We start from the raw sequence: 16,486 nt of genomic DNA, 5'->3' as shown, positions 1-16,486 counted from the left end.
GATTTATGAAATATAAAATTGTCAATGAGTCCACTCTTATAGATACATTAGAACGGCACCTAAATGGTCATCTTTTAGACGATGTTTTAGAAAGGCTGAGTGATGAAATCTCTTCCGGCTATGAACAGATGATTATTGTTCATGTTCGCAAGGATGATGGCGGCGAAATGGTGGCGAATTTGTACTTTCATTTTCGAGTCATGGAAGAATATGAGGGTGAAAGTGAGTATGGTGAGGTTTTTGTGGAATTTGTTATGTATGACCCATATGTTGTTAGAAAAGATTATGAAGCAACCTACTTGAAGAATGGAGGACGATGATAGAAGGAGTGGTTGTGTGTCTGCTGTTGACGATCAATTCAGAAGCTTGGGGTTTAATGTAGGCATCCCGTCGCTGGTTTTTGTAAGAAGTCTAAGCAGAGATTGTATGTTGGTTGTGGAAGGTCAAAGGGTCAAAGGTTTTTCTGAGTACAGATACACCTTTTATAAAACGAGGTATTTGCCGGATGGACGAATGACAAGTGTAAAAGTTTATATAGAGAATCAAGGCATAAAAAGGGTGGTACATCGTGTAGCATCCTTTTTATCATTCTTGGAAAGTACAAAGCAAATTGAAAAAGGCACAGTTTAAAGGGGTGAAAAGATGCTTCAAAAGGAAAATGAAAACGAGAAAAAAGAAGAATCACTTTTTAAGGCTGCTTTCCAAAAAATAAAACAAGTCCGTCGGCCTGAGAAAACAAATACAAAAGTACCGCGAGATCGTACCCGATTGGTCGCAGGGACGTTGTGGACGTGTGTAGGAGCGTTACTTCTCTTTTGTCTCCTATCTGTTTTGTTGTCTGTTAACACTCGATCTACTGTAAATGACTTAAGGAATCAATCCAGTAAGCCTGCTGATAGCGAAAAACAGAATATGTCTACAACGGCGGCTGAAAATTTCTTGTCAGGCTTCATCAATGAATATATCAACGTGAAAAACAATCAAGACGCCATCGACGAAAGAAAAAAGAATCTTGAGAGTTACATGGTGAAACAGACACAAACAAGCTTTGATGAAGGCGATCGCTTCGATATGGATGGCTTTAAGGGAGATCGTCAGCTAAATGATTACAGCTTGTATAACGTGAAAGAAGGTGATAAAGGGAAGCTTTTTCAGTACAAAGTGACATATACGAATCTCTTTCCGGTAGAAAAAGAAGTTGAGAAAAAAGTGAAGGATGGGAAAAAGGAAAAGAAAGTGAAAGAGAAAGTCACAGAAAATGAAAAAGCTGAAAAACAAGTGCTGCTAAATATTCCTGTAGTCAATAAAGGCGATGCATTCGCCGTCTCTGCTGTCCCATACTTCACTGAGATATACGATTTAAAGGGCAATGTATCAGCTTCAGAGAAGGAAGAAACGAGGGATGAATACGCAGGAGATAAAAAGGAAGCGATTGAGTCATTTCTTACATCTTTCTTTGAAAAATATGCTTCTGAAAAACAAGAGGAAATGGTGTATATGATGAAAAAGCCGGAAGCGCTTCAAGGAAGCCTTGTATTCGGTGAAGTGAAAAGCGCTAAGGTCTTCGGGACGAAAAAAGGTTTCGAGGTTATTTGTGCTGTCCAATTTAAAGAAAAAGAAAATGATATACCTGTCAATGAAAGCTTTACGCTCGAATTAACAGAGAACAGCGGTCAATTTTATGTGAATGAATTAAAACACAATTAGAAAGGGGAAAACAAAATGGATTTATTTAACCATTTGATTATGGGGGCTGGCCTCCCTACTCTTAGCGGGGTTAAAGGCTGGGTTTTGGACATTGTCTCGCAGTTTATTGTGATTGTTGTCGTGGCTTTGGCTGCTAAGCACTTCGTGAAATTGAAAATAGGCGGAATTGTGGCGGCTTGTGTTCTCGGAAGTGCTGTTACATGGACTATTCGTCACTGGTCGCAGTTCTCCGGCTGGGTTGACGCACTCATGAACAAATTGTAAGGAGTGATATTGTGGGGCGTCTAGTTTTTAATTATCGGAAGGCAATGCGGGAGCCGAAAAAAATTCAACAGCTTACCGATAATTTTTCATTGCCGTTTGCTATTGAGTTGATACCTGCAATCAACTACTTTATTTTTGTGGCTCTATGCTTCGGTTTTTGGTACGGCGTGAGGATGATTTTCCCTCACGCTTTTGAAAATACATTCTTTATCGTGATTTTTGGTACCCCGGTATTGTTAACCATGCTTGTAACGAAAATTAAACCGGAAGGAAAAAACATCTATCTGTATTTCTTTGACTTTGCAAAATACTATTTTCTGATTAAGCTTCCTGAAAAGAAGTTTTGTAATGACCGTAAGGTGGATTTAAGTAATGAAAAGCAAATTGAGTTCCGAAAATTAGTAGAGGTGGTGGGAAAATCGAATGAAATTAAGAACACCGATGAAAGCCATATACAACAACCTGTTGTTGACAAGAACGGGAGACGTTTGGGCGTATTACCGCATAAAAAGCAGTTCCATCCCAATGCAGAATAAAGAAAAGGTCGAGAATTACAAACAAAAATGGAAACACTTATTCGAAGAAATTACTTCATATGATGACTTTCATTTAATGATGTATCCAAGTGAATATGAGTTGGAAAAACGATTTGAGGATTTAGAATCTGATCTTGCCGAAGATGCTTTGGATGTGGCTCGTTATTACAATGAGGAAACAGTAAGACTCTTGGAACAACGTTTAGGGCGGCTTACCAAGTATGATTTTATCTTCGGCATTAAATTGAAAAACAGCCTTGTTAACATCAGCGTTGAAATGAAAGACAATGTATTGTCATTGTTCAATACGGCGACTGATACAGTCGTCAAAATGTTGGGGTGGGAACAAAATGTTCCGACCTCCTTTTTTTATAAGTATGAAGAAGTTGAAGAGACATTAGCCAATGTAATGGCGTCCATTCGGGGCGAACGGCTGACGAAGCAGGAAATGACGTACATGAATCGTTATCATTTTGTGCGTGGCTTAAAGCATCGAATCGAAGAGGAAAGCGAGATTAGAAACGTCAGATCAATCACGAATACACTTATTGACCCTACAAATCCTTCTGTATTACATCTCCATAGTGATCAAGATGAAGGCTTCACTTCTTTTGTTGTCGTTGATGAATTTTTGCACAACATGTCTGAAAGTGATTTGTTTTATGAAGCGCAGGCTCTTCCGTTTCCAGTAGAAGTACAGATCAAGGCACAGACAGAATCGAAGTCTATCACTAAACCAGCCTTAAATATCAAGAAGCAACAATTGAAAGAGGAACAGCGTGAACAGCATAGCACAGGTGACCGCAGTGACGTTTCAACTGTGACCAGTGCGACGATGGTGCGGCATCTGCAAGATGAAATAAAAAAAGAAGAAGTGTACTTGATGAATTGGCTGGCCGTCATTGTGGTTCATGGCAAAGATAAAAAGGACTGTACCCGAAAGGCTACGATTGTTAGGCGTCATTTAAAAGGGGCGGGCATCACATGCAGGCTTCCTGTGGCGGATCAATTGAAACTGTTTTATAAGATGCTGCCCGGCGAAAAGTTAGATATAACGGATAAAAACTGGATTCAAAAAACAACACAAGATGGGCTGGCTGAAGGTTTGTTTGCTGTTAACTCTGATATAGGTTCAAAAATAGGATTCTTTCTTGCTTGGGTTGATCGTTTCATTGAGCACACCGATTTAGAAAGCGCCATTCTATCAAGTCGTGATTTTGTCTTATTTCATCCATTCTTAGCGAATCAACAGTTAAAAGGGTCGAAGACACGTTCACCTCACTGTCTGATTACAGGAGACACAGGGAACGGAAAGTCATACCTCGCAAAATTGATTTTTAATTATATCAGCATGCTGAACGTTAAGGCGCTTTATATTGACCCCAAAAAAGAAATGAGGAAATGGATACGCCGAGTTTTAAACGATCAAGAGATCAGAGAAAGGTTCCCTCTGTATATCGCTCATTTAGAAAAATACAACTATATTACGTTAGATCATGAGGACAAAGGAAACTGGGGCGCATTAGACCCGATTTCCTTCCTCCCACCTATGAAAGCGAAAGACCTCGTTCAAGTCATCTTTGAGCAAGTTTATGACTTTAAAGGAAAAGACGATGTGAATACAGCGTTTCTACGTGCGACATCAAATGTCATTGAGATGAAACAAAAAGGGGAACAAGTTGGCTCTCTCCATATCGTGAAGGAGATGCAGAATCATCCGGAGGAAGCCGTGAGAAAAGCAGGCGATTATTTAAATGAAGTTGTGGCGGACTCCATCCTGAAATTATGTATTCATGATGGATCAAACCCGGCTCTATCACTAGAAGAAAGAATCACGATTTTAGAAGTTGAAAATATGGATTTGCCGGAGCACTCTGAACGATTAGAGAACTATACAACCTCACAATTAAAATCAAGTGCGGTTATGTTTGCGCTCGGTAAATTCTGTGAGCTGTTCGGAATGAATCCAGATGAACAGACAGTTGAGTTTATAGATGAAGCATGGATATTTACCACTTCTCAGCAAGGGAAAAAAGTCGAACGTCAAATGCGGCGTATAGGTCGCTCTTATAATAACGCTGAGTATTTTATCTCACAGTCTACAAAAGACGCATTGAAAGAAGAGGACAACGGTAACTTTGGTGTTGCTTTCGCTTTTGATGAACCGAACGAACGTGAAGACGTGTTGAAGTGGATGAACATGGAGGTCACAAAAGAAAATCTGAAAATGATGGAATCCATGTTTCAGGGGCAATGTCTCTTTAAAGATTATTATGGCCGTACTGCAAAAATATCAATTGAATGCCTGTTTGAAGAATGGGAAGGCGCATTGAAAACAGTTGAGAAAAAAGCTGTCGCATATGCCGAAGAAAAATATTTATAAAGGGGATGGAGAAATGGAGGTTGCGCTCTTAAATTCTTTGGTTTTGACCAGCCCGGGCTGTTATAAGGCTGACAAAATTACGATACAAGAAGTTCATGATGTACTGAGGTGTTACGGTTGGCGTTATAAAAGCTTTATCGGGCACAGGTCGACGGCTCTATTTATGCAAGCGCTGCTAGGAATTAGAGTGGAGCATAATCGTAAAATATTCAGGCACATGAGGTATCAAAAAGCAATTTGTTTTAAACTGTATGATCGGTTTCCTGAATGGAAGGTGCTGACCGAAAGGGATTTAGCGAATGCAAATTATCAGTTTTATTTACTGACAAGGCTGGATTAGGAGGAACGACATGAAAAAGAAAAAAATTCTTATAGTGTCAGCTGTCATTTTGCTGTTCATCACTATCATAACAGCAGTATCTACCATTGCGGCGGATGGAGATACAACCACACAGCCCAAAATCCAAAAGTCAGGAGGCGTTGAACTAGAGTCGAAACGATTTCCGATTTCTCGGTATCAGGCGAATAATGAAGCATCTGATGAAATGCTCAAAGGTCCATTTGTAGGGATGACAAATGTGACGTTTTCTTTTGCAGGGAATATCGTTCGTGTGGTCGATGCTGGTATGGATATTATGTATAACCTTAAGCCGATAGATAAATTTGCGGACAGCATCACGAATGTATCAAAAACGGTATATAAATCGCTGAAAAAGAATTTTGGGGAAGCGCTTTTTATCTTTGTGGGCGGTTATGTTGTGTACCTATTTTTTGTAAGAGGAAGTGTGAAGGATGCTATGAGACGTAGCATTCTTTTTATTGTTGTATTAGTTATTGGGGGCTTATGGGTATCAAACGCTGGTTATTACATGAAGGGATTGAATGCCCTTTCTGTTGAGATACAAGGGAAACTGTTAAAAGCAGGAAACGGTTTGATTGGAATAGTAGAAAATGAGGGCATTTATGCTGATGCTTCAAAAATAGAGAAAGGTAAGGAAATGGAAGGAACAGTCGCTGTAATGCGTAATGTGTACTTTGAGATTGCCTTGAAAAAGCCCTATCTCATTGTGAATTATGATCAAACAAGTGCGGCTAAAATCAATGAGAAAGGAGACAGCAAAGAAGAATTAAGTCGTATTGATAAGCTGTTGTCCTATAAATTGTCTGACGAAGGTCAAAAGGAAAAACAGAAATATATAGAGGAAACCGAAATAAAAAAATATAACAATGACACAATGACTTCCGGGAATGTGTTTAATCAGTTGGGGGAATCGGTTATAGCTGTTGTTTCGGCAATAGCAATTGGAATCCCTTTTCTTGCTTTGGCGTTTCTTAGTTTCTTATTACAGATTATCGCTTTAGCGATTGTATTTTTTATTCCGTTCGCTTTTATTATTGCTTATGTCCCGCAATTTGCTATGTCAGGTTTTGTTGCTTTAGGACGTTTGCTAAGCGTTTATCTTTTAAAAGCGATGTTGAGCATTTTAATACTTTTTGTATATGTTCTCTGTTTCATGGTTGATACACTCGTCCCTCCTAATGGTTTTGGAATGTACCTGTTAAATACGGTAGTATTGGCGGCTGTAATGTGGATTGCAATTAAGAAAAGAGATTCGATTGTTCAATTTGTGACTGCCGGAAAAGTTGTATCTGTTGATAATAACATGGTAGACAACATGAGAAAGGAATATGTACAGCCTTCTTGGGAAGCCGCAAAAAAAGGTGCAGGCAGACTATCTGGGGCAATTGGACAAATTGGAAAAGTGTTTGGCAACAGAAAAGGAAAAGGCGGATTCGAAGATCAAGAATCGCCATCTTCTGAGGGAACGAGTGCAGGTGGAAACAGTCCGGGGATGGTGACTGGATTCAACAAGGGAGCTATTTCGAGGACGCCGCAACAAAATGAAAAACCTTCTGTAGCCCCGCCTTCTGAAGAGAGAAAGGCACTTGAAAGAAAGCCGCAAAACATGTCGAAAGAACAGCCTAGATTAACGCCGAGTGAATTACAGAAAAAACAACAGCTTAACTCTTCTGCAAGAGACTGGCGGCGAGAAGGTGTTAAAGCTCCTATGATAGATGATGTTTTGAAAGAAGAACAGGAAGGAGCTTATAAGCGTGCACCAATGCTTCAAGAGAAGATGGATGAAAAAGACCGGTCTGACCAAAGGCAATTTGTTGAGTACGATGCTGCTTCTCATGAGACGAACGGAAATCTTCATCAGCAGGAAGAAGAAAACATAAAAAGAGCACCTTTGTATCAAGAAACGATGACGGAAGAAGAACGAACAGACCAACAACAATTTAGTGAAAGAGAGCACCGGGCAAAGGGTTATGACCATCAGGCAGCAGTGCAACGGGAGAACATTTCTCCGGCTTATCAAGAGGTTCAGAAAGAAACACAATATACTCCGTATTCAACTGTTAAGCAGGAGAATAAACAGCCGAATCAACCAGTTATAAGACCATCTGAGACACCTTCAAAAGTTCGAACAGATGGTTTTTCTATGGAGAAAAAACAATCTGTGTCTTCTAGCGGTGAAAGCAGATTCGTAAATCGTGAAGTTCCAAAAAAGGTCACTGAAAAGCCTTTGACGCTGAAGCGTAATAGTTCAAAAGTGGTTAATAAGGTGGAAACTCTTCCCCTGCATGATATTGTCGGACGCTCATCAGAGAAAGGCATAGACAGACTAAGAGAGGATGAAAGAACATGACGGTTTTAAGTAAGTCGAAGTCTAAAACATACCTTTGGATATTCATATGTTCAACTCCTGTCATCCTCTTCTTTCTTTTGGCGGTAGCTGTCGTCATGTTGATTTCGGGAGAGCATGACATTGGAAACGATGAAATCGGGGGCGGAGATGGAGAGTTTGAAATGGTCGGCATTGCCCCGGAAGTTGAACGTTTTCGTTTTGCTTTTGAGAAATACGCTCGTCAAGAGGGTGTATACGATCAAGTGAATGTGATTATGGCGCTCACCATGCAGGAAAGTGGTGGGCGTTCTTTAGATATTATGCAAAGTTCAGAAAGCATAGGGTTGCCGCCAAATACTATTACAGACCCGGAATACTCTATTGAAGTTGGTGTCAAACATTTTAAAAAAGTGTTTAAGGAAGCTGGAGGAGATGTCCGGCTGGCTTTACAATCGTATAACTTTGGCTCTGGCTTTATCGGATATGTAAAGAAGCACGGCGGCAAATACACAAAAAAACTGGCTTTAGATTTCAGTCGTCTTCAAGCCATTAAGATGGGCTGGAAAAGCTACGGTGATCCGAGTTATGTAGATCATGTGATGCGTTATCTCAAAGGCTCTAATAAGGATGTGAAACCTGTTGACGGCGCAATAGATGGCTATGAAAACATTATGAAAGAAGCTCTGAAATATGAAGGGCAGCCGTATGTGTGGGGCGGTTCAAACCCGAAAAGCGGCTTCGACTGTTCGGGACTTGTTCAATGGTCATATGCGAAGGCTGGCATCACTCTTCCGAGAACAGCGCAGGAACAGCATGGAGCAACGAAAAAGGTCAGTGAAAAACAGGCCGTACCGGGTGACCTCGTATTCTTTGGCGGCACATATGAAGGAAAGGCAATTACTCATGTCGGCATTTATGTCGGTGAAGGTAGGATGTTTAATTCAAATGACAGCGGTATTCAGTATTCTGATCTAAAATCCGGCTACTGGCGCAGTCATCTAGTTTCATTTGGACGCATTAAAAATTAGGAGGTTGTTTCTATGACAAGAAAAACGAATTGGCTTCTTTATGGGATGTTTTTGCTTTTGGTATGTGGGATGGGATATCTTGCTTACTCAAAATTTCAAGAATTTGATAAAGCGAGACAAGGGTTTTTAGAGAAGCAGGCAGAGCTTAAAAAGGAAGAAATACGTCAGTCAGAATCAGGGGGTGCTGCTGAAAATCATGCTTTTTTTGAAGCGTTCTTGAACTACAGCGATATAGATAAGCGATACGAAGCGGTTAAAAAATATACCACGGAAAAAGGGTTTGATTATGCCTTTCCTTCCCGATCTGACAAAAAGCATTCTATCAGTGTACAAAGTAAATTACGTTCGTTGGAAAGCTATTCAAAGCCGATTGATGATTCGACTGAATTGTTTTTGAACATTGTAGAGGTATCAACTACTGCAAACTCTGTAACCAGTCATCAAGTGCTGATTGTCCAAACAAAGATGAAGAAGGAAAAGAACAAGTGGCTGGTAGATGATGTACAGGTAAAAGGAAATGGATGAAAAGTGGAAAAACATATATATTTTGAGTATAATGAATATTGAAAAAAGAGGGGGTGCATATTTTGAAGAACCTTTTTACTTTCCTTAATATCTTCGCCCTGATTCTTCTGACTGCGTGCGGCGGAAATAAATATGATGACGCAATTGATAATGTAATAAAAAAATATAAAAACTCTTTAATAAAAGATGGATATGATACTGATGATGTTAAAAGGGACAATGCAGTAATTCGTGTATATGATGGCGGGAAATATATTCAGCTTGCTTTCTATAATGATGGATCGCTCAATTATTCCACGTATGATTACTATGAGAAGATGGGGAATGATTATGAAGAAATGGAGCATATGCCTTCAACTGGAGAGCATGATCGTTTAGGCTTGTATAAGAAAACACCTGATTATGAAGAAGTTAAAGGAGAAGAGACAAAATCGGAAGAGTAGATTTTATGTCTACTCTTTTTAATTAATAAAGAAAGATTCTTAATGAACATTGAATTGGCATGTAATAAATAGGTATAATATTATAAACATTAGCGTAGTATTGGGCTGTGAGAATAATCTAAAGTTACAATTGAACTATATAGCATAACTCATCTTACTACAAGGAGAAATTCAAATGCCTGCGGACAAGGAGTTCAATACATTAGTAAATCAGATACGTTTATTAAAAGACCGAAATTTGATTATTAAAAATATGAAGGAAGCTAAAAAACACCTATTGGAGAAAAATTATTTTAATTTAATTAATGGTTTTGAAACGCTTTTGTTAGATGATCATAAAAAACCACCTAAAAACTATTCTAATATGTGTTTCGACGACTTTCTAGATCTTTATGAATTTGATAAAAAATTTTCAAGCCTTTTATTTACTAAAATATCTGAACTAGAGAATAAATTAAAGTCTTCTATCGCTTATCATTTTTGCAAAAACCATTGTTCAACAATCAATGATAATAATAATTATATAAATCTTAAAAATTATTCTGTTCCAGAAAGAACAACTGCCCCAGACTCAATTGTCAAAGCTTTTAATAAACACATACTTTTCTTAAGGAATAATTATTATAAAGGGAGATTTAAAGGGAGTTTTGTTGGGAAAGTAACTTATGAACCTAAAAAAACTATATTGGAAGGGAAATTTAGTGGAAGGTTTGCTTCTACGTCAATAAATGAGGTTCTTCAAGGAAAGTGTGCTTTTTTTAATTCACGGCAATCAACATTACTTAAACATATTAAGTCACACGCTCCACGTTCAGGACCTATTACCATATCACTAAATATAAACGATGAAAGAATTTATGGACTGAATTATATAGATGCATGTAAAATTAAGTTTAATTATATAAATGAATATAATAATCCTCCATTTTGGGTCATTATAAAAACGTTGATGTTTAATGATATAATTACTTTGTTATATGGGTTAAAAAAGCGTACGCTTGATGCTATTTTAAGAGATTTTAATCTAAGGCCACATGATAAAGAGAAGTTTTTAAACTCCCTACAGATTATTCGTGAATTAAGGAATTCATGTGCACATTTTGAGTTGGTTAATCGCTTTAGAACTTCAAAAAGATTAAAAATTAATGCACATTTAATTTCACAATTAGGGTTGAAACCAATGAGATCACAATTTGTTATAAAATTGTATGATGTTTTAAAGGTTTTAAAGCAGTATGTGAATTTAGATGAGATCAAATCGTTTTTATGGAGGTATCGTTACCATACAAAAAGCAATATTGCAATTCCTTTATTTGATAGGATGGGTAATGCTAATATTTATTATTGGATTTAAATTAATTGTTGATCCTAACTTGCATATGTGTTATGATTGTTACATAAAATAAAACGTAGCCAAGACGGCGTGTTAAGCTATCGTAGCTTACTAAAAGTCCGAAAAAGACACTATTCATTAGAGTAGTGTCTTTTTCGTGTTCTTTGCACTTTTTTAAAATTTTTGTGAATGATAACTGTTACGATTATTTCCATTTCCACTAAAATTTTATATCCTTGTCAAGACACAAAAGTCTTACAATAACCGCAATAAAGACGAAAAGAATATTTTGTTCAATAGACAATTCGTACCTTTTTACATTTTAACTTTGTCAAGAAATGTTTAATCTGCCATAATACAATTAATGTAAATATTCCAACAATTTAGTGGAGATGGGGGAGCTTTCTTGCAGCAGGGTTTTTTAAAGAGAAGCAAAATTCCATATGATTTGGTGACAAAAAAACTAAATGCTTGGTACATGGCGATAAAAAGTGATTTGGTTGAAGAAGCAGAACGAATTAAAGTGGAAGCTGAAGCTGAACTAGCTAATATGGAAGAAAATCAAGATGCTCTATTATATTATCAGCTGCTAGAATTCAGACATGAAATCATGTTGAGCTATATGAAGTCAAAGAATATGGATAGCTTGGAAAATGCATATGAGACGCTAAGGGAAATTGAATCCCAAGGCCAATTAACCGGTATGTTGGAGTATTATTTTTATTTCTTTATGGGAATGTATGAATTTAGAAGGAAAGAACTGACTACAGCAATAAGTGCTTATCGAATCGCGGAGAAAAAGTTGTTTGAGGTGGAAGATGAAATTGAAAGGGCGGAGTTCTTCTTCAAAGTCGCCCATGTGTATTACTATATGAAACAAACTTATTTCTCTTTAAATTATGCCAATCGGGCACTTGAAATTTTCAAACAGTACGATGCGTATGCAGTTCAAACCATAAGATGTCAAAATATAATTGCTGGTAATTTAATTGACTCTTTGGATTATGAAAGAGCACTAGATGTGTTTAGAGACACATTGCGTATAGCTGAATTAGTTGGAGCGGATTACTTGATTGGTATGTCTCAAATGAATATTGGTATTTGTTATGATTATATAGGTGAATATGATAAAGCAGCTAAGTATTTACAAACGTCATTAGAATTTTTTGAAAAGACTGAACACGTCTTTTTGACAAAAACATTGTTCAATATTGTAAATGTTAAAACGAAACAGAAAGCTCTGGCTGAAGCCTTACTTTATTTAAAAAAGGGGCGATCTATCGCAAAGAAATACGGAGATTCAGAATATGAAGCAAAGTTTAAGATTATAGAAGGACTTTATTTTAGTGATGATGAATATTCTTTAATTGAAGAGGCCTTTTCGTATCTGAATAAAAAAAGAATGTTCGGAGACATTGAAAATTTTGCTATCAGAGTAGCGGATTATTTTTATGAGGAAGGGGATTTATCACGTTCCAATGAGTATTATCGACTGAGTATTGAAGCAAGACGAAAAATAAAAAAAGGGGAGATTATTAATGAAAATCAGCCGGACTTTGTTTACAGTCATTTTATTGGGTAGCATTGCAGGAGTGGTTTTAACAAATGATGTCCCTGTTATCAAAGCTCCTTTTCACGTTGCTGATGACAGAGTAGGTGCTTAATGATTTGGACAAAATATACGCTAAAAAGCTCTAACTAGACCCTTTGTGGACTAGTTAGAGCTTTTTTATTTGACCATGTTACCCAGTGTACTCCTCCATGGTGTGATTTAATACGGTATGGTTTAAAAATCCGAAATTACTCGTGAAGCACTAAAATTTCTCCTAAGCGCATTCCAGTCAGATAATCGGTCGTATAAAATAATCATTGTGTTGTTTATTGTTTTATTTTCAAGTCCTTTATCTTTTGAATTTGAAAGTGAGTGAGTGTCCATTTTGTGCCCAAAATTAATATAAAACGGTGTAAATGAATGTAATGAATAGCTTCAAATGCTTGAAATGACGGGGTTTTGTAACTATTGATAAGCTATCACTTTATTGAGGGCCTAGTGGGTGAATAACCCGTGGAGGTTCAAGTCCTCTCGGCCGCATCAATGATACCAAGGGTTTAACCACCTTTGGTATTTTTTTGTGCTTATTTTTAAATGATCTACTATCCACAAACTGCCCGCTTACCTAAAGTAAGTCATCTGCAGTAGACATCGCATAAATATTTTCATCATTATAGGTAGTTACTAATGCCTCAAACTCCAATTTGCAAAAGCAGAGGAAGTATTGCTAAGCATGGAGGGAAAACAAAGATGCCTTGTTATATGATCAGTTATTAGAATTTAGACACGAGATAATAGGGCAGGGGCATAAAGGTACTGAAAAGCCTTAATCTTTTTTAAAAGGTTAAGCCTTTTTTGGGCTATAAATGTAATCGGTGTCCAATTAGTTGCCCTGAATTCATGAAAAAGGATAAAATAGGTGTAAATAAGTTGTTATTTTAAAATTAGAACCAATTCTTTATCACAAAGCAATAATAACTAATCGGCGAAGAAAGGATAACAGTCAAATGAAAACATTAGTTATCGTTATACACCCTAAGTTGGAAACGTCTGTTGTCAACAAAACCTGGATGAATCGTTTAAAGCAAGAGAATGACATTACGGTTCATGACCTGTACGGTGAATACCCTAATTTTATCATTGATGTAGAAAAAGAGCAGCAGCTCCTGTTAGATCATGAGCGTTTCGTTTTTCAGTTCCCAATGTATTGGTATAGCAGTCCCGCGTTACTCAAACAATGGGAAGATGATGTGTTAACACATGGCTGGGCTTATGGAACTGGAGGTACTAAATTGCATGGAAAAGAACTACTCTTAGCTATCTCCTTAGGCGCACAGGAATCTGATTATCAAGCAGGCGGAGAATATAATATCACGATCAGCGAGCTTATCAGACCGTTTCAAGTCACTGCTAGCTATATAGGAATGCGTTTTCTTCCTGCCTTTACACAATATGGGACACTTCATCTTTCAAAAGAAGATGTTAAGAACAGTGCGGAGAAATTGGTTGACTATCTTAAAGCTGAGCATTGATCCGGTATACGCGAGGAAAGCTGAAATAAATGATGTGAAACTAATTACAGCAAGGCGATGAGTACATATTTCTTGATGAAATGTAGATTTCCTTGGTCTCTAATCGGTGCCCAGTTTGTGCTCAGAATTCATGAAAAATGATGAAAATAAGTATAAATAAAATAAACAGATGCTTTGAATAAAAGCTTTTGTAACTCATGATAGGTTTTTACTAGGTTGAGGGACCAGCGGGTGAATGACCCGTGGAGGTGCAAGTCCTCTCGGCCGCATCAATGATACCAAGGGTAATAAAGAGATCCTTGGTATTTTTTGTGCTTATTTTTAAAAGATCTACTGCCCACTTACCTAAAGTAAGTCATCTGCAGTAGACATCGCACAAATATTTTCATCATTATAGGTAGTTACTAATGCCTCAAACTCCAATTTGCCAAAGCAGAGAAAGTGCTGCTAAGCAAGGAAGAATACCAAGACTTCGAGGAAAATGTTTGCTGATGTTGAAAATTTTTCGATTGAAGTCGTTGATTATTTTCATGAACGAGGAAGCTTAATGCTCTCTACGAAAATTAAAAAAGGGGAGATTATTGATGAAAATCAGCCGGTGTCTATTGGCTGCAGTGATTTTAGGTAGTGTATTTTCAATAACTTATTTGCAAAGTGATCAAAATACTCAAACTATCTGGACAATACTTTGCTTGGTTCTTATTTGTCGATAGTCGCCGTAACGAAAACCAGCGAAAAAACTGAATTTCATCCTTCTTTCCTGGTTTACAATGTTATTTGGCGCTGGTATGGATATTCGTCTAGTCTTTTAAGGTACAGTTGAACCAATCATCCACTATGCCGTTAGCTCTCCATCAGGTGAAACAGAAACCCCCAGACTTTTAGAGAAGCATTACGCTATACATTTCTGGGACTGCATGCTTGGACCGTTTATACGCTTGTATAATGTGGATTTGATAATTAAGGAGTCGATATTATTAAATGAAGTTTAACAAGAAAAAAATTAACGTTGTAGACATTCAAAAAGCGAAGAAAAGCGTGTTTGCTACAGGGATAGGAAACGCGATGGAATGGTTTGATTTTGCTTTATATTCTTATTTGGCAGTTATTATTAGTAAAAACTTTTTCAGTCCGGTTCAAAACGATGAATTAAAGTTAATATTTACTTTTGCTACATTTGCAATTGCCTTCTTACTTAGACCGGTAGGCGGAATTATTTTTGGTAAAGTGGGTGATAAATTTGGTCGGAAAATAGTATTAACAATTACTATTTTAATGATGGCTTTATCTACTTTAATAATTGGTGTGCTTCCTACCTATGACCAGATTGGTGTATGGGCCCCTATATTATTACTCTTAGCTCGTATTCTGCAAGGTTTTTCTGTGGGTGGAGAGTACGCTGGTGCAATGGTATATATCGCAGAATCTTCTCCAGATAATAAACGTATAAGGTTAGGCAGCGGTTTAGAAATCGGGACATTATCTGGTTATATAGTAGCGTCTGTTTTAGTTACAGTACTTTTCTGGACTTTATCTGATGTTCAAATGAATAGTTGGGGATGGAGAATTCCTTTCTTCTTAAGTATTCCAATAGGATTATTTGGTTTATATTTGAGAAGTCATTTAGATGAATCACCAATCTTTGAAAATGACATCTCTGAAAACCAAGAACAACAACCAGGTTTATTAGAAGTCATTAAAACATATAAAAAAGATATCTTTTTATGTATCGTATTTGTGGCATTTTTCAATATAACCAATTACCTATTGTTAGGTTATATGCCTTCTTATTTAGATGAGAACCTTGGTATAAGTGATAATATAAGTACACCGGTTACAGCAATTGTATTGATTATTATGGTACCGTTCGCTTTAACTTTTGGTAAATTGGGAGATAAATTAGGAAATAAAAAAGTTATAACAATTGGATTAGTATTAGGAATTGTATTTTCGATTATCTCTTTTCAATTTCTTAATATGGGGAGTCTAATATTCTTATTTATAGGACTTTTAATGTTAGGTATTGTATTATCTGTATACGAAGGTACTATGCCAGGATCTTTACCTACGTTGTTCCATACTGACATTAGATATCGAACATTATCCTGGACATTCAACTTATCAGTTTCTATTTTTGGCGGAACAACACCTTTAGTTGCTTCTTGGTTAACCCATGTGACAAGAAACAATTTGGCGCCGGGTTTCTATTTATTAGCAGTTAGTTTAATTGGCTTAATAGTTGTGTTAACCTTATTTAAAGATACTTCAGGTAAATCTTTAAAAGGTTCTTACCCAACAGTTGCTTCTAAAGCTGAGTTTCAAGAAGCTGTTGAAAATCCAAAAGATTCACTGTGGTGGAAAATGGAACAAACAGAAAAGGAATGAAAAAAACATCCATTTAATTGACCGGCTACTCGAAATACAGACTCAGAGTAAGCTGGGATTATCCGAGCAGCAATGACTGCAGCTCTTTTATATTCTGGAGGGCTTACT

The 16,486-nt window shown here is 37.1% G+C and carries 15 protein-coding genes and 3 pseudogenes; all 18 read left to right on the top strand.

All coding sequences use genetic code 11. The features are described from left to right. Positions 1 to 5: 5 nt before the first annotated feature. Positions 6 to 320, top strand: coding sequence for a hypothetical protein (locus tag OVA33_RS01895; protein ID WP_025649951.1), 315 nt, complete (start codon positions 6 to 8; stop codon positions 318 to 320). Positions 321 to 336: 16 nt separating this feature from the next. Next, complete coding sequence (locus OVA33_RS01890) at positions 337 to 630, top strand: hypothetical protein (protein ID WP_025649950.1); 294 nt, start codon at positions 337 to 339, stop codon at positions 628 to 630. 12 nt (positions 631 to 642) lie between these two features. Further along, entirely contained in the window at positions 643 to 1,707 is a 1,065-nt protein-coding gene (locus OVA33_RS01885) for a conjugal transfer protein (protein ID WP_025649949.1), read from the top strand. A 15-nt stretch (positions 1,708 to 1,722) separates the two neighbouring features. Continuing rightward, positions 1,723 to 1,971, top strand: a complete 249-nt coding sequence (locus OVA33_RS01880; protein ID WP_025649948.1) for a hypothetical protein — start codon at positions 1,723 to 1,725, stop codon at positions 1,969 to 1,971. Between the two features lie 11 nt (positions 1,972 to 1,982). Beyond that, on the top strand, positions 1,983 to 2,507 hold the full coding sequence (locus OVA33_RS01875) for a conjugal transfer protein (RefSeq protein WP_025649947.1): 525 nt from the start codon (positions 1,983 to 1,985) through the stop codon (positions 2,505 to 2,507). Then, entirely contained in the window at positions 2,395 to 4,890 is a 2,496-nt protein-coding gene (locus tag OVA33_RS01870) for an ATP-binding protein (protein WP_128974180.1), read from the top strand. Before OVA33_RS01875 ends, OVA33_RS01870 begins: the two co-directional genes overlap by 113 nt. Positions 4,891 to 4,903: 13 nt before the next feature. Next, a complete protein-coding gene (locus OVA33_RS01865; protein WP_017418466.1) occupies positions 4,904 to 5,230 on the top strand; it encodes a YddF family protein in 327 nt (108 codons plus the stop codon). Positions 5,231 to 5,240: 10 nt separating this feature from the next. Continuing rightward, on the top strand, positions 5,241 to 7,601 hold the full coding sequence (locus OVA33_RS01860; protein WP_025649945.1) for a CD3337/EF1877 family mobilome membrane protein: 2,361 nt from the start codon (positions 5,241 to 5,243) through the stop codon (positions 7,599 to 7,601). Further along, positions 7,598 to 8,608, top strand: a complete 1,011-nt coding sequence (locus tag OVA33_RS01855; RefSeq protein WP_050586602.1) for a bifunctional lytic transglycosylase/C40 family peptidase — start codon at positions 7,598 to 7,600, stop codon at positions 8,606 to 8,608. Before OVA33_RS01860 ends, OVA33_RS01855 begins: the two co-directional genes overlap by 4 nt. Before the next feature lie 183 nt (positions 8,609 to 8,791). After that, positions 8,792 to 9,133, top strand: a pseudogene (locus tag OVA33_RS01850) (hypothetical protein); the annotation flags it as partial. A 62-nt stretch (positions 9,134 to 9,195) separates the two neighbouring features. Continuing rightward, positions 9,196 to 9,576, top strand: a complete 381-nt coding sequence (locus OVA33_RS01845) for a cystatin-like fold lipoprotein (RefSeq protein ID WP_025649942.1) — start codon at positions 9,196 to 9,198, stop codon at positions 9,574 to 9,576. 175 nt (positions 9,577 to 9,751) lie between these two features. Continuing rightward, complete coding sequence (locus OVA33_RS01840; RefSeq protein ID WP_025649941.1) at positions 9,752 to 10,930, top strand: Abi family protein; 1,179 nt, start codon at positions 9,752 to 9,754, stop codon at positions 10,928 to 10,930. Between the two features lie 385 nt (positions 10,931 to 11,315). Beyond that, the gene (locus tag OVA33_RS01835; RefSeq protein ID WP_128974181.1) at positions 11,316 to 12,491 is read left to right on the top strand and encodes a Rap family tetratricopeptide repeat protein; all 1,176 of its coding nucleotides are present in this window, start codon (positions 11,316 to 11,318) and stop codon (positions 12,489 to 12,491) included. Positions 12,492 to 13,468: 977 nt separating this feature from the next. After that, on the top strand, positions 13,469 to 13,993 hold the full coding sequence (locus OVA33_RS01830; protein WP_025650426.1) for an NAD(P)H-dependent oxidoreductase: 525 nt from the start codon (positions 13,469 to 13,471) through the stop codon (positions 13,991 to 13,993). A 472-nt stretch (positions 13,994 to 14,465) separates the two neighbouring features. Continuing rightward, a pseudogene (locus OVA33_RS01825) lies at positions 14,466 to 14,621 on the top strand (tetratricopeptide repeat protein); the annotation flags it as partial. Beyond that, positions 14,578 to 14,706 carry a hypothetical protein gene (locus tag OVA33_RS01820; RefSeq protein ID WP_223204396.1) on the top strand — a complete coding sequence of 43 codons (129 nt, stop codon included), beginning with the start codon at positions 14,578 to 14,580 and terminating at the stop codon, positions 14,704 to 14,706. The pseudogene OVA33_RS01825 and the gene OVA33_RS01820, both read left to right, overlap by 44 nt. A 30-nt stretch (positions 14,707 to 14,736) precedes the next feature. Further along, positions 14,737 to 14,936: pseudogene (locus OVA33_RS01815) on the top strand (BCCT family transporter); the annotation flags it as partial. Positions 14,937 to 14,974: 38 nt separating this feature from the next. Then, the gene (locus OVA33_RS01810; RefSeq protein ID WP_021495073.1) at positions 14,975 to 16,378 is read left to right on the top strand and encodes an MFS transporter; all 1,404 of its coding nucleotides are present in this window, start codon (positions 14,975 to 14,977) and stop codon (positions 16,376 to 16,378) included. The last annotated feature ends 108 nt before the right edge of the window (positions 16,379 to 16,486 follow it).

The sequence above is a fragment of the Bacillus sp. KICET-1 genome (assembly GCF_027721405.1).
In the GTDB taxonomy this organism is placed as follows: domain Bacteria; phylum Bacillota; class Bacilli; order Bacillales; family Bacillaceae; genus Bacillus; species Bacillus velezensis.
The sequence above is the reverse complement of the archived record's forward strand: the minus strand, read 5'-3'. Positions and strand labels throughout refer to the sequence as shown.

Excerpts from the sequence above, each read along its gene's own strand:
- OVA33_RS01895 (WP_025649951.1), top strand. The coding sequence starts at position 6 with ATGAAATATAAAATTGTCAATGAGTCCACTCTTATAGATACATTAGAA.
- OVA33_RS01885 (WP_025649949.1), top strand. The coding sequence starts at position 643 with ATGCTTCAAAAGGAAAATGAAAACGAGAAAAAAGAAGAATCACTTTTT.
- OVA33_RS01880 (WP_025649948.1), top strand. The coding sequence starts at position 1,723 with ATGGATTTATTTAACCATTTGATTATGGGGGCTGGCCTCCCTACTCTT.
- OVA33_RS01870 (WP_128974180.1), top strand. The coding sequence starts at position 2,395 with ATGAAATTAAGAACACCGATGAAAGCCATATACAACAACCTGTTGTTG.
- OVA33_RS01865 (WP_017418466.1), top strand. The coding sequence starts at position 4,904 with ATGGAGGTTGCGCTCTTAAATTCTTTGGTTTTGACCAGCCCGGGCTGT.
- OVA33_RS01860 (WP_025649945.1), top strand. The coding sequence starts at position 5,241 with ATGAAAAAGAAAAAAATTCTTATAGTGTCAGCTGTCATTTTGCTGTTC.
- OVA33_RS01855 (WP_050586602.1), top strand. The coding sequence starts at position 7,598 with ATGACGGTTTTAAGTAAGTCGAAGTCTAAAACATACCTTTGGATATTC.
- OVA33_RS01840 (WP_025649941.1), top strand. The coding sequence starts at position 9,752 with ATGCCTGCGGACAAGGAGTTCAATACATTAGTAAATCAGATACGTTTA.
- OVA33_RS01830 (WP_025650426.1), top strand. The coding sequence starts at position 13,469 with ATGAAAACATTAGTTATCGTTATACACCCTAAGTTGGAAACGTCTGTT.
- OVA33_RS01820 (WP_223204396.1), top strand. The coding sequence starts at position 14,578 with ATGAAAATCAGCCGGTGTCTATTGGCTGCAGTGATTTTAGGTAGTGTA.
- OVA33_RS01810 (WP_021495073.1), top strand. The coding sequence starts at position 14,975 with ATGAAGTTTAACAAGAAAAAAATTAACGTTGTAGACATTCAAAAAGCG.